This window comes from Azospirillum sp. TSH58 (assembly GCF_003119115.1).
Lineage (GTDB): Bacteria > Pseudomonadota > Alphaproteobacteria > Azospirillales > Azospirillaceae > Azospirillum.
In genome coordinates this window covers 186,984-199,613 of sequence record NZ_CP022367.1, presented here as the reverse complement: position 1 = coordinate 199,613, position 12,630 = coordinate 186,984, and the positions used below count along the sequence as shown (strand labels likewise).

Annotated in this window: 10 protein-coding genes; 5 read left to right on the top strand and 5 right to left on the bottom strand. The window is 63.1% G+C overall.

What is annotated here, in order from left to right:
• Window positions 1-67: 67 nt before the first annotated feature.
• From trmFO to uvrA, 4 genes are all read right to left on the bottom strand, one after another.
• On the bottom strand, window positions 68-1,432 hold the full coding sequence (gene trmFO / locus TSH58p_RS22515; protein ID WP_109072638.1) for a methylenetetrahydrofolate--tRNA-(uracil(54)-C(5))-methyltransferase (FADH(2)-oxidizing) TrmFO: 1,365 nt from the start codon (window positions 1,430-1,432) through the stop codon (window positions 68-70).
• Window positions 1,433-1,573: 141 nt separating this feature from the next.
• Window positions 1,574-2,050, bottom strand: coding sequence for an SRPBCC family protein (locus TSH58p_RS22510; RefSeq protein ID WP_109072639.1), 477 nt, complete (start codon window positions 2,048-2,050; stop codon window positions 1,574-1,576).
• 188 nt (window positions 2,051-2,238) lie between these two features.
• The gene (locus TSH58p_RS22505; RefSeq protein ID WP_109072640.1) at window positions 2,239-2,439 is read right to left on the bottom strand and encodes a hypothetical protein; all 201 of its coding nucleotides are present in this window, start codon (window positions 2,437-2,439) and stop codon (window positions 2,239-2,241) included.
• Window positions 2,440-2,554: 115 nt separating this feature from the next.
• A complete protein-coding gene (uvrA, locus tag TSH58p_RS22500; RefSeq protein WP_109072641.1) occupies window positions 2,555-5,407 on the bottom strand; it encodes an excinuclease ABC subunit UvrA in 2,853 nt (950 codons plus the stop codon).
• 569 nt (window positions 5,408-5,976) lie between these two features.
• On the opposite strand from uvrA, the gene TSH58p_RS22495 reads away from it, so the two are divergent.
• From TSH58p_RS22495 to TSH58p_RS22475, 5 genes are all read left to right on the top strand, one after another.
• Window positions 5,977-6,471, top strand: coding sequence for a single-stranded DNA-binding protein (locus TSH58p_RS22495; RefSeq protein ID WP_109072642.1), 495 nt, complete (start codon window positions 5,977-5,979; stop codon window positions 6,469-6,471).
• Window positions 6,472-6,602: 131 nt separating this feature from the next.
• The gene (locus tag TSH58p_RS22490) at window positions 6,603-7,871 is read left to right on the top strand and encodes a site-specific integrase (RefSeq protein WP_109070272.1); all 1,269 of its coding nucleotides are present in this window, start codon (window positions 6,603-6,605) and stop codon (window positions 7,869-7,871) included.
• On the top strand, window positions 7,864-9,396 hold the full coding sequence (locus TSH58p_RS22485; RefSeq protein WP_199230134.1) for a site-specific integrase: 1,533 nt from the start codon (window positions 7,864-7,866) through the stop codon (window positions 9,394-9,396). The genes TSH58p_RS22490 and TSH58p_RS22485 overlap by 8 nt, the downstream gene beginning before the upstream one ends.
• Window positions 9,393-11,435 carry an integrase gene (locus TSH58p_RS22480; protein ID WP_109070270.1) on the top strand — a complete coding sequence of 681 codons (2,043 nt, stop codon included), beginning with the start codon at window positions 9,393-9,395 and terminating at the stop codon, window positions 11,433-11,435. The genes TSH58p_RS22485 and TSH58p_RS22480 overlap by 4 nt, the downstream gene beginning before the upstream one ends.
• The gene (locus TSH58p_RS22475) at window positions 11,435-11,887 is read left to right on the top strand and encodes a hypothetical protein (RefSeq protein WP_109070269.1); all 453 of its coding nucleotides are present in this window, start codon (window positions 11,435-11,437) and stop codon (window positions 11,885-11,887) included. Before TSH58p_RS22480 ends, TSH58p_RS22475 begins: the two co-directional genes overlap by 1 nt.
• A gap of 464 nt (window positions 11,888-12,351) precedes the next feature.
• Here TSH58p_RS22475 and TSH58p_RS22470 read toward each other — a convergent pair whose 3' ends face one another.
• Window positions 12,352-12,615, bottom strand: coding sequence for a hypothetical protein (locus tag TSH58p_RS22470; protein WP_109070268.1), 264 nt, complete (start codon window positions 12,613-12,615; stop codon window positions 12,352-12,354).
• Between the last annotated feature and the right edge of the window lie 15 nt (window positions 12,616-12,630).

The window sequence follows — 12,630 nt, the reverse complement described above, 5'->3', positions numbered from 1 at the left end:
CGTTGGTTAAGTGTCACTTATGACCTTTATTATAGTTCCGTGATAATTTTCCTGAAATTGCTGGACCTCAGGCCGAGACACCGGGTGCGGCCTTTAGCCACCCCTCCAGATCCTCCAGCGCGCGGCGGGTGTAGGCCAGCTTGCGGTCACGCCCGCGGATGCGCTCGTCCACCGGCGGGAAGAGGCCGAAATTGACGTTCATCGGCTGGTAGGTGTCGGCGTTGGCGCCGCCGGTGATGTGGCCGAGAATCGCCCCCAGCGCCGTGGTGACCGGCGGGGCGGACGGCTCGCCGCCCAGCCGCTCGGCGGCGGCGAAGCGCCCGGCCAGCAGGCCGACGGCGGCGCTTTCCACATAGCCCTCGCAGCCCGTCACCTGCCCGGCGAAGCGGATGCGCGGCTGCGCCTTCAGCCGCAGCGCGCCGTCCAGCAGGCGCGGGCTGTTCAGGAAGGTGTTGCGGTGCAGGCCGCCCAGCCGCGCGAATTCCGCCTTCTCCAGGCCAGGGATCATGCGGAAGATCCGCGCCTGCTCGGCGTGGCGCAGCTTGGTCTGGAAGCCCACGAGGTTGTAGAGCGTGCCCAGCGCGTTGTCCTGGCGCAGCTGGACCACGGCGTAGGGGCGGCGCTCCGGCTTGTGCGGGTTGGTCAGGCCGACCGGCTTCATCGGGCCGTAGCGCAGCGTGTCGACCCCGCGCTCCGCCATGACCTCGATGGGCAGGCAGCCTTCGAAATAGGGCGTGCTCTTCTCCCACTCCTTGAAGTCCACCTTCTCGGCGGTCAGCAGGGCGTCGATGAAGGCGCGGTACTCGTCCTTCTCGAAGGCGCAGTTGATGTAGTCCTTGCCGGTGCCGCCGGGGCCGGGCTTGTCGTAGCGCGACTGGAACCACGCCTTGGACAGGTCCACGCTCTCCAGATAGACGATGGGGGCGATGGCGTCGAAGAAGGCCAGCGACTCCTCGCCCGTGAAGGCGCGGATCGCCTCGGCCAGCGGCGGGGAGGTGAGGGGGCCGGTGGCGATGACGACGCTGTCCCAATCCTCCGGTGGCAGGCCGGCGACCTCGCCGCGCTCCACGGTGATGAGGGGATGGCCGGTGATCGCCTCGGTCACGGCGCCCGCGAAGCCGTCGCGGTCCATGGCCAGCGCGCCGCCCGCCGGCACCTTGTGCGCGTCGGCGCAGCGCAGGATCAGCGAGCCGCAGCGCCGCATCTCCTCGTGCAGCAGCCCGACCGCGTTGTACTCCGCGTCGTCCGACCGGAAGGAGTTGGAGCAGACCAGCTCGGCGAGCTGGTCGGTGCTGTGCGCCTCGGTCGGGCGGACGGGCCGCATCTCGTGCAGCACGACGGGAACGCCGCGCTGGGCGAGCTGCCAAGCGGCTTCGGACCCGGCGAGGCCACCACCGATGACGTGAACGGGGGAAAGGGACGTGTCGACCATATCAGCAACTTTCGCAAAGTTGCCGAACAAGTAGACCGTCATTGACGCCACGGCAAGGCCAACCGGACCACGGCGCGGAATCGCGGCCAGGACCGTCCGCTGGTTCCGGCGATCCTGGTCGCGCCGCCGAACAGCGGTGACTTACTTGGCGGCCAGCTTCTGCTTCAGCCCGTCGAAGCCCGAGGTGAAGATGCCGGAGATCACCTTGCGGGATTCCTCGTCGCTGGCGCCGTTGGAGGTGTAGCGTGCCTTCCACACGACGCGCGTGCCCTTGCCCGCCGGTTCGGCCGACAGGGAGGCCGCGTAGTCCTTGACCGGCAGCGGGCTGGTCAGGATCGAGTAGCGGATGCGGTGGCTGCTGGCGGAGGAGGAGAGCAGGCGCTCCTCGATCGCGCCGCCGCCCTTGAGGGCCAGCACACGCTCCTGCGCGCCGTCCTTCCGGCGCAGGGTGCAGCTCTCCACGGCCGGATGCCAGGTGCCGAGGTTGCAGAAGGGGCCGATCTGCTGCCAGACCTTCTCGACCGGGTACGGCAAGGTGGCCGATTCCGTGACCTCGACGGCCAGGGCCGGGCTTGCCAGCGCGATCAGGGCGGCCGTGATCGCGAACAGGGTGCGCATGGGGTTCCCTCCGTTGTTCGGCTGTTCCGGCGCGCTTCATTGGGCGCGCATGGAAATCCTAGCCGAGCCGGGAGGGCTTGAAACTTGTACGTTGGTAGGACAAACAAGGAAAACGGCCGGTCCCGCCTGTGCGGAGCCGGCCGTTTCTCTTGAAATTGACGTTTTCCTGGGACCGGCGCGAAGCGTCCTTACTCGCTCTTGGTCGTCGTCGTGCGCTCGGTGGTGGTCGAGCCGCCGGTCGGCGGGGTGGTCAGGCTGGAGTTGCCGTAGTTGGGCGAGGTGGTCGTGGTGGTGGTCGTGGTGCTGGTGGTCTCGTCGGTCCCGCAGGCGCTGACCAGCAGCGCCGCGCCGAAGGCCAGCGCCACACCGGACATCAGGGTCCTGGACATGCTCCGTCTCCATCCTGTTTGGCGAACGATGAAGAGGAAACGCCCCCGCTGCGGCTTTGTTTCCAGGCCAAAAATCGGTCGAAAGAAAAAGGCCGGGGATGACCCCGGCCCTTCTTCACGCCCTCTTCCGGCTTTTCGGCTTCGCCTTCAGGTAGGGGGCCAGATACTGGCCGGTGTAACTCCGCTTGACCTTCACCACGTCTTCCGGGGTGCCTTCCGCGACGATCTCGCCGCCGCCGGTGCCGCCTTCGGGGCCGAGGTCGATGATCCAGTCGGCGGTCTTGATGACCTCCAGATTGTGCTCGATCACCAGCACCGTGTTGCCCTGGTCGACCAGCGCGTGGAGCACCTCCATCAGCTTCTCGACGTCGGCGAAATGCAGGCCGGTGGTCGGCTCGTCGAGGATGTAGAGGGTGCGGCCGGTGGCGCGGCGGCTCAACTCCTTGGACAGCTTCACCCGCTGCGCCTCGCCGCCGGACAGGGTCGTGGCGGGCTGGCCGATGTGGATGTAGCCGAGGCCGACCCGCTCCAGCGTCTCCAGCTTGTCGCGGATGCCGGGCACGGCCTTGAAGAACTCCTTGCCCTCCTCGACCGTCATGTCGAGCACGTCGGCGATGGTCTTGTCGCGGTAGGTGACTTCCAGCGTCTCGCGGTTGTAGCGCTTGCCGTGGCAGACGTCGCAGGTGACGTAGACGTCCGGCAGGAAATGCATCTCGATCTTGATGACGCCGTCGCCCTGGCACGCCTCGCAGCGCCCGCCCTTCACGTTGAAGGAGAAGCGGCCGGGGCCGTAGCCGCGGGCCTTGGCTTCCGGCAGGCCGGCGAACCAGTCGCGGATCGGGGTGAAGGCGCCGGTGTAGGTGGCCGGGTTGGAACGCGGGGTGCGGCCGATCGGCGACTGGTCGATGTCGATGACCTTGTCGAGATGCTCCAGACCCAGCAGCTCGTCATGCTCCGCCGGATGCTCGCGCGCGCCCATCAGCTTGCGCGCCACCGCCTTGTAGAGCGTCTCGATGATCAGGGTGGACTTGCCGCCGCCCGACACGCCGGTCACGCAGGTGAAGGTGCCCATCGGGATGCGCGCCGAGACGTTCTGGAGGTTGTTGGCGCGCGCGCCCTTCACCTCCAGGAACTGGCCCTTGTGGCCGGGGCGGCGCTGGTCCGGCACCGGCACGAAGCGGGTGCCGTTGAGGAACTGGGCGGTGACGCTGTCGGGGTTGGCCTGGACCTCCACCGGGGTGCCCTGGGCGATCACGGTGCCGCCGTGCTGGCCGGCGCCGGGGCCCATGTCCACCAGATAGTCGGCGGTGCGGATGGCGTCCTCGTCATGCTCGACCACGATCACGGTGTTGCCGAGGTCGCGCAGCCGCTTCAGTGTCGCCAGCAGCCGGTCGTTGTCGCGCTGGTGCAGGCCGATCGAAGGCTCGTCCAGCACGTAAAGCACGCCGGTCAGGCCGGACCCGATCTGCGAGGCGAGGCGGATGCGCTGGCTCTCGCCGCCGGACAGAGATCCGGAGCCGCGGCTGAGCGTCAGGTATTCCAGCCCCACCGCGTTGAGGAAGCCCAGCCGCTCGTTGATCTCCTTGAGGATGCGGTAGGCGATCTCCTTGTCCTTCGGGCGCAGATGGTCGTTCAGCGTGCTGAACCACGTCGCCGCGTCGGCGATGGACATCTCGGCCGCCTGGGAAATGTGCTGGCCGTGCACCTTCACGGCCAGCGCCTCCGGCTTCAGGCGGGCGCCCTTGCAGGTCTCGCAGGGCTGGGAGGACTGGTACTTGGACAACTCCTCCCGCATGTAGGCGCTTTCCGTCTCGCGGTAGCGGCGCTCCAGGTTGTTGACGATGCCCTCGAAGGCCTTGTTCGTCTGGTAGCTGCGCAGCCCGTCGTCGTAGGTCATCGTGATCGGCGCGCCGTCGGAGCCGTAGAGGATGGTCTGGCGGACCTTCTCCGGCAGCTTTTCCCACGGCGTGTCCATGGCGACGCCGAAATGCTGGGCGATGCTCTCCAGCGTCTGAACGTAATACTGGGAGGAGGAGCCGGCCCAGGGGGCGATGGCGCCCTTCTTCAGCGACAGCCGCTCGTCCGGGACGACCAACATGGGGTCGAAGTAGATCTTGCTGCCCAGACCGTCGCAGGCCGGGCAGGCGCCGAACGGGTTGTTGAAGGAGAACAGCCGCGGCTCGATCTCCGGGATCGTGAAGCCGGACACCGGGCAGGCGAACTTCTGCGAGAAGACGGTCTGCTCGTGCGACTCGGCGTTCTCGACGAAGACGATCCCGTCGGCGAGGCCGAGCGCCGTCTCCAGCGAATCGGCGAGCCGGTTGCCCAGCCCCTCGCGCACGACGATGCGGTCCACCACCACGTCGATGTCGTGCTTCAGCTTCTTGTTGAGCGCCGGAACCTCGTCGATCTCGTGCATCGTGCCGTCGACGCGCACGCGCTGGAAGCCGCGCTTGCGGAGGTCCTGGATCTCCTTCTTGTACTCGCCCTTGCGCCCCCGGATGATCGGCGCCAGCAGCAGCAGGCGGGTGCCTTCCGGCATCGCCAGGATGCGGTCGACCATCTGGCTGACCGTCTGGCTTTCGATGGGCAGGCCGGTGGCCGGCGAGTAGGGGATGCCGACCCGCGCCCACAGCAGGCGCATGTAGTCGTAGATCTCCGTCACCGTGCCGACGGTGGAGCGCGGATTCTTGGAGGTCGTCTTCTGCTCGATGGAGATGGCCGGCGACAGCCCCTCGATCGAATCGACGTCCGGTTTCTGCATCAGCTCCAGGAACTGGCGCGCGTAGGCCGACAGGCTCTCGACGTAGCGCCGCTGGCCTTCCGCGTAGATCGTGTCGAACGCCAGCGATGACTTGCCCGATCCCGACAAGCCGGTGATGACGATCAGCTCGTCCCGAGGCAGATCGACATCGACGTTCTTGAGGTTGTGCTCCCGCGCGCCGCGGACACTGATGTGCTTGTTCATGGAGTGTTCTTAGCCGAAACCGGTGGGGAAGGGAAGGCGCCAAAAAAGCTCCGGAAGCCCGGACAGATATGTGCCACGCGCAGGTGACTTGCCACCGGCGCGCGTCCCTTTCCGGCCGCGTGGGACGCAGGGGCGGGATGCGGGAACGCCGGGGGCGCGCCAGGGAGGCGATCCAGGGAGACGATCCAGGGAGACGATCCAGGGAGACGATCCAGGGAGACGATCCAGGGAGACGATCCAGGGAGACGATCCAGGGAGACGATGATGGGGAGCCACCAAGGAATCGGTTGGCGACACGGACTCTCTCTGCTATGTTTGTTCATGGAGTGTTCTCTTCCGTGCGGGCCGGGCGGGTTGATCCGGGCGGAAGGGCTGAAGCGCTCCGGCGGCGGCGGTTGACCCGTGCCTGTTCCCCGTGCTTTGTGAAGCGCAAGGCGGGGCGGGCATGGACCGGACCACGGATCAAACCGGCCCTGCGAACAGACACCCCCGGTATCCGGACGCCCTTCCGCCGGGCGCCCGAACGGGTCGGATGGGATACCGGGAACCCGCGCTAGGAGACACGTGCGATGAATGTATGGACGTTTACGGGGCGCCTCGGCGCGGATGGCGAGCTTCGCTCCACGCAGAGCGGCGAAAAGGTTCTGGGCTTCCGCGTCGCCAACGACGTCGGTTTCGGCGACCGCAAGACCACCCAGTGGGTGGATTGCTCCATCTGGGGCCGCCGCGCGGAGGCCCTGGCGCCGCACCTGACCAAGGGCAAGGCCGTGGTGATTTCCGGCGAGGTGACGCTCCGCGAGTTCGAGAAGCGCGACGGCACCCGCGGCGCCGGCCTGTCGGTGCGTGTCAACGAGATCGACTTCACCGGCGGCCGTGAGGGCGAAGGCGGCGGCGGTGGTGGTGGTTACGGCGGCGGCGGGGGCGGCTACGAGTCCCGCGGCGGCGGCGGTGGTGGTGGCTACGGCGGTGGCGGCAGCGGTGGCGGTGGCTACGGTGGTGGCGGCCGCAGCGGCGGTGGCGCCCCGCCCAAGCACGACGACCTGGACGACGAAATCCCGTTCTAAAACTTACCAAGGATGGTTGTGTAAGGTTTTCGGCCTGAAGCCTTTGTGTTTACTAACTTTCTCGGTTGCATACCTCACCGGCTGTGATATTTTTCTGTCTGTGAGATTGTTACCGGGGAAGCCTGTAAAGAATGGCACGGTTTCAGGTCCGCATGATCGTGATGGAGGGGGGGGAGCGCCTCCCCCTCCTGATCGACCCCGACGGCGTACCTCTCTTCTGGCCGAACGCTTGGTTGCTGACAATGCGGCGCCTAGCCCATCGGGCCAGCAACACCCTCCAGGCAAACTGCTACTCCCTGAAGTTCCTGTATCTATGGGCTGCTGAGTCCGGCATCGACATCGAAAGCCGGATGCTCTCCGGCCAATCCCTCAAGAGCCATGAGATCGCCAGCTTCGCCGGGGCAGCAGCGCGGCATCTGGACGAGGTGGGCGGTGACGCCCGTACCAAGCCCACGAAGGCCCGCAAGGTGGTATCGCTCGAACAGGTCCGTATGGGGGCGCCTGTGATCCCCAAAGCGGTCCATAAGCATACCACGTCGAATCGAGTGCGGACCGTTGCCCAGTACCTCCAATGGCTCGGCCAGGAGGGCAGCAATGACCTCGATCTGGAGGCCGCGTCGAAGCGCAAGGCGCAATTGGACGAAATGGTGGCCAAGCTGAACGCCAAGGTGCCGCTGACGAAGGGGCGGAATGCCGTGGGCCAGCGAGAGGCGCCGCCGGTCGAAGTTATGGACCGCGTGTTGGCGGTGCTGGAACCCGACTCGCCTGACAACCCTTGGAAGGATCTAGGACTCCGGCACCGTAACCGCCTTGTGATCCACCTTCTCTATGGCCTTGGCATCCGGCGCGGCGAGGTGCTCGGCATCAAGATCACCGATCATGTTCAGTGGCGCCAGAACAGGATTCTCATCGCCCGCAACGCTGACGATCCAACGGATCCCCGAAAGCATCAGCCGGTCGCGAAGACGAGGGACCGAATCCTTCCAGTGAAGGACAAGATGATGGACATGATGCAGGAATACGTCACGCACTTCAGGTCAAAAATACCAGGGGCGCGCAGGAATCAATTTTTATTGGTGGCACATGATACTGGGCGCCCGCTGAGTGAAGCTGCCTACAATAAGATTTTTCTAGATTTGCGCGCGAGAGTTGAAGGAATTCCAAGATCACTATCAGGGCACGTCTTGAGACATGCCTGGAATGACGCGTTCAGTCGCTTGATTGACGCGAGGAATGTCAGCCCGGAACGTGAGGCGCAAATGCGATCTCATGCGATGGGATGGGCGCCAACTTCGGGCACGGCTGAGACCTACAATCGGCGGAAAATTATAGAAGACGCCGAGAAGTTCTTCCTAGGCCATCAAAAAAATACCCTACCGAGAGAGGGCGAAAATGAATAACAAAGGAAACGGCTTTGATGGACGGGGGCTTCATGTGCTGCAGTATGGCGCGACTTCGCGTGATGGCATACAGTTTTGCATAAATGATGAATGCTGGAGTTTTCAAGGGACAGCGGGAGAAACCTACATTTCGTTCAGAAGAATAAGTGCTTCGGCTAGTGACGTGATAGTAAATTCTGTAAAACAGGTGATGAAACATTATATTGAAAAACATTCTCTGTCGCACGCTAACAATGTCTTTGATCGTTTTGTGGCTTTTATGAATTTTGCAGCGAAAAATGGCCCTGTGAATGAGATTGGTGCGTCTCATATTCTGTCCTATAGGATGACTCTCGATGAAGGCACTGAATGGTACCTTGGGACTCTGCGCGGATTTTTTCGAATATGGCGTGACCTTAGTCTTCCTGGCATTGGCCATGAAGTTGTGACTCTCTTGGATAAGATGCGCCTCAAAGGCAATCGCAAGGGGGAGGCTGTCAGGACAGCCGATCCGTTGAAAGGAGCTTTTTCAGACATTGAGTACTCTGGAGTTGTTAATGCCTTGCACAATGGTTTTGCCAAGAACAAAATAAGCATGGAAAACTACATACTTGTTTGGTTGTTCCTCGCTCTTGGCGCGCGTCCCATTCAGCTGGCCGCATTAAAACTCTCTGACTTCTCGGTGGTTCGCGCATCAGACAAGGCGGCGATGTATATTCTAAAGGTCACTCGGGCGAAGCAGCGTGGGCAGGCGCTTCGAACTGAATTTAAGAATAGGAAGATACTGCCCGATATGGGCAAGATTGTCGAAAAATTCTGCCACCTTAGCTGTATCCATTGGCGTGAACTCGGTCTTAGAGACGATATGATCCCGTTTTTCGTCAATCCGGCGAATGCAGAGGCCAGCGAAGACTTTCGCTACCACTGTTCGAGCCGCGATCTGGCCGCGCGGGTGAGGGACGTGTTCGATTTGCTCAATGTGACGAGCGAGCGAACGGGTAAGAAACTCAATGTGACCACGAGGCGCTTCCGCTACACGATAGGTACGCGCGCCGCGAAGGAAGGCGCCTCGGAACTGGTCATCGCGGAGATCCTGGACCACTCCGACACCCAGAACGTCGGGGTGTATGTCGAAGCGGTTCCAGAGATCATCGAGCGTATAGACAAAGCGATGGCGATACACTTGGCGCCCATGGCCCAGGCATTTGCCGGTGTGCTGATCGACGGCGAGGAGCAAGCAACCCGTGCCGGTGATCCCACGTCGAGGATCGTTGACCCTGATAATCTCGGACGGCCGGTCGGTAACTGTGGGACGTACGGCTTCTGCGGCGCGATAGCACCGATCGCCTGCTACACATGCCGCAACTTTCAACCGTGGCTCGACGGTCCCCACGAGGAGGTACTGGACAAACTGCTCAACGAGCGCAAGCGGATTGTGGACGAGACCGGCGACGCCACCATCGCCTCCATCAACGACCGCCTGATCCTGGCCTGCGCCGAGGTGATCCGCCTTTGCGAGGCTCGTAAGGGCGGAGCCGCGCAATGAGCAGCGTCGTCCACTTTGTCGCGAAGCCCGAGGCGACGGCCGAAGCCAACCTGAAAGCGTTCATTGAGGCTGCGCGGCCGCTGTTGACGGCGTACCCGGCCGTGAAGTGCTGGGAGGACACGCCCTGGGACCTGAAGGGGGTGGTGGAATGGGGTGGTCGGGGCAAAAGCCGGATCGTGGCAGCGTTCACCAGCTTCGACGCGGTGAAGGACGAGGGCGAGCATGAAATGTCCGAGCCCTTCCTCAGCTTCGCCAAGGCGTATTTCCTGTACCAGCAGGCTCTACGCCCATCGCAGATCATTCATACCCGCTTAACCGCATTGAAGGCGTTGGAAAAGGCCCTGGTCGAAGCCCACGGTAAATCCGACGTGCAGAAGACAACGGCGGTCATCTGCAACCGTGCCGCGTCTCTGGTGAAGGGCGGCTTCAGCGAAGGTGCGGCTTATCGGATCGGGCTTCAGCTGACGGCCCTTGCCGAATTCATCTCCGAGAAACGGCTGGCCACTCCGTTCCAGTGGGTTGCCCCGATTGGGCGCCCCCAGGACAGGAACCGCACTGGCGTAGGGGGTGACAAGGCTCGGGCGGAGAAGATGCCTTCGGAGGCCGCGCTTGATGCGCTTCCGAAATGCTACCGCCTGGCTCAAGCAACTCGCGACGTTCTTCCCACCTCCGTCGCGGCGCTCCTCTGCACCGCGCCAGACCGGATCGGTGAGGTTTTTGGGCTGCGGGTCGATTGCGAGGTCAACGAGGTCCACAAAGGCAAGCCCATCTACGGACTGCGATGGTACCCTGAAAAGGGGGTCGAACCGACAATCAAATGGGTCGCCCCGACAATGGCCAGCGTGGCAAAGGAGGCGGTCTCCAAGCTGCGGAACGTTTGCCAGCCAGCCCGTGAAATCGCCGCGTGGTACGAGCAGAACCCAACGAAGATATATCTGCCACAGGGCACGGAGTATCTTCGATCCAACGAGTACCTCACTCTGAATGAAGTTGCCATGATCCTTGGGTTGAAAAGTGGCGACACTGCAGGGATGTGGATCAAGGGAGCCAGGGTGCCACTATACAATCCACCGAACGGAATGACCCGTCCGAAGCTGGTTCGATTCGACGAGTTTGAGCGGGCAGTGTTGGAACTACTGCCCAAAGGATTTCCGATTGTAGACGTGCGTACAGACCTGAAGTATTCCGAGGCGCTGATCGTCGTGCGGTCCAACGAGCTTCACGCCACACGCGGTACCCTTCTCTGCATGATCGAACCGGTGGACACAAACAAGATCAACGACGCTCTTGGAGCGAAGGAGGACCGGGAGTCCGTTTTTGACCGATTCGGGTTCAGGGAACCCGACGGTAGTAAGATTCGCGTGTCGTCGCACCAGTTCCGGCATTGGTTGAATACCCTCGCTCATCGCGGCGGTATGTCACAGATAGACATAGCAAAGTGGTCGGATCGCGCGGACGCAAGACAAAACAATACATACAACCATATGACGGGCGAAGAACTTCTCGAAATGACCCGAGAGGTAACCGAATCTGATCCGAGATTGTTCGGTGGACTGGCTGAACTGATCATCAAGGCGCCAGTCTCGCGCGACGAGTTCATGGCCTTGGAATTCCCGACCGCCCACATCACCGATCTTGGCTTCTGTGTACACGACTTCACGATGTTGCCGTGTCCCAAACACCGCGATTGTGTGGGTTGCAACGAGCACGTCTGCGTCAAAGGGGATCGGTCAAAGACCGAGCGAATCAGGGAGCAACTGAATCTCGCCGAAGCGCAGGTGAAGCGGGCGGAACAGGCCGTCGCCCAAGGGTACGCGGGATCTGACCGATGGCACGTACATCACATCGCCACCGTCAAGCGCCTGCGCAATCTGATCGAGATCCTGGATGATCCGAAGGTGCCCGAAGGCAGCCTGATCCGCCTCACGAGCCCGGACGAGTTCTCTCCGATCCGCCTCGCGGTGCAGGACCGCTTGCTCGCGGCCCCGCCGGACAGCGCGGCCACCGATGAACTCGAAGCCCTTCTGGGGGACGAGTGATGGCCCGCCACCTGACCGAAGCGAACGTCAGGGCGATCTGCGAGATGATCGACGGGTGGGATCGTAGCACCCCATTGACGTGGAACAACGTCGTGGCGGCGGTTGAAGGCTTGCTTGGCCACAAGTATTCCCGTCAGGCGCTGGAAGCCCGCGAGCGCATCAAAGGGGCCTACAGGACCCGCTTGAACGTGCTCAAGAACCTGCCGGAGAGGGCGCCGAAGGGGTCGGTCGAACTTATGGCTGCGCAAGCCCGTATCGACAAGTTCCGGGCCGAGAACGCGCGCCTGGAGGCCGAGAACGAGCGCCTGCTTCAGCAGTTCGTCCGCTGGCTCTACAACGCCAAGGCTCGGGGGTTGGATGAGGCCACGCTCAATCAGGCGCTGCCCCCTGTTGACAAGGAGCAAACGCGCAAGAGCGTGATCGAAGCTATTCGCAATCAGCCGCGGAAATAAGGAGGCGCCACATGGCCTGCCAGTCCCCGTCGAGCGCCTCCTGCCGGTGGTCGAAATCTCTGTCGATCATCTGAAAAGTCTTCGTCGAGAACGCCCACGCCGGGGGTTCTCCGGTTTGAAGGCTTTCGAGAAGGCGTTAACGGAATACGGAAGCTGGGAGGGCGAGGAGTCCCCGGCGTCGCCCGCATCGGCGCCGAGGACACCATGGGGCTGCGCTACGCCGGAGAGAGTGGCTCATCAGACCATACCACGGTCACGTCGGCCCTCTCCGAAGGCGCCCTGCGGTGACGGTAGTCAGCAAGGGCTGGACCCAGCGCCACCCCGTCCGTGTCATGGCGTTCCTTGGTGACGTGAACGAGCAGGTCGGGTGCCAACCCGATGGCCTCTAGGACATCCAAGAGAAGGACGCCCTCGACGACGAGAGGTCTCCCCCTCCGCTCTTTCAGCGTGAAACCGCGCAGACGTCACTGCACGGCCCTCGTAAGGTCGTCGAGACGCCATTCCGGCGGAACGCGGTCGGGCATAAGGAAGAGGTCCAGATGGATGGCCGGGACTCCAAGTTGCCACGCCAGCCAGGACGCGAGCGACGACTTGCCCGCCCCCGGGCGACCGTCGATGCCGATCAGAACCGGTCGGCGCTCATGCGGGTAGCCCAGTTCCTTCCATGCGCGAGAAAGCAAGCCGCGGTATGAATTCGGCGCCTGCTTCATGTCGGGTTCGGTGTCCATCCTTGGCCTGCCCCG

Bases quoted from the DNA above. Each gene is read 5' to 3' on its own strand.
- trmFO (WP_109072638.1), bottom strand. From the start codon at position 1,432: ATGGTCGACACGTCCCTTTCCCCCGTTCACGTCATCGGTGGTGGCCTC.
- TSH58p_RS22510 (WP_109072639.1), bottom strand. From the start codon at position 2,050: ATGCGCACCCTGTTCGCGATCACGGCCGCCCTGATCGCGCTGGCAAGC.
- TSH58p_RS22505 (WP_109072640.1), bottom strand. From the start codon at position 2,439: ATGTCCAGGACCCTGATGTCCGGTGTGGCGCTGGCCTTCGGCGCGGCG.
- uvrA (WP_109072641.1), bottom strand. From the start codon at position 5,407: ATGAACAAGCACATCAGTGTCCGCGGCGCGCGGGAGCACAACCTCAAG.
- TSH58p_RS22495 (WP_109072642.1), top strand. From the start codon at position 5,977: ATGAATGTATGGACGTTTACGGGGCGCCTCGGCGCGGATGGCGAGCTT.
- TSH58p_RS22490 (WP_109070272.1), top strand. From the start codon at position 6,603: ATGGCACGGTTTCAGGTCCGCATGATCGTGATGGAGGGGGGGGAGCGC.
- TSH58p_RS22485 (WP_199230134.1), top strand. From the start codon at position 7,864: ATGAATAACAAAGGAAACGGCTTTGATGGACGGGGGCTTCATGTGCTG.
- TSH58p_RS22480 (WP_109070270.1), top strand. From the start codon at position 9,393: ATGAGCAGCGTCGTCCACTTTGTCGCGAAGCCCGAGGCGACGGCCGAA.
- TSH58p_RS22475 (WP_109070269.1), top strand. From the start codon at position 11,435: ATGGCCCGCCACCTGACCGAAGCGAACGTCAGGGCGATCTGCGAGATG.
- TSH58p_RS22470 (WP_109070268.1), bottom strand. From the start codon at position 12,615: ATGGACACCGAACCCGACATGAAGCAGGCGCCGAATTCATACCGCGGC.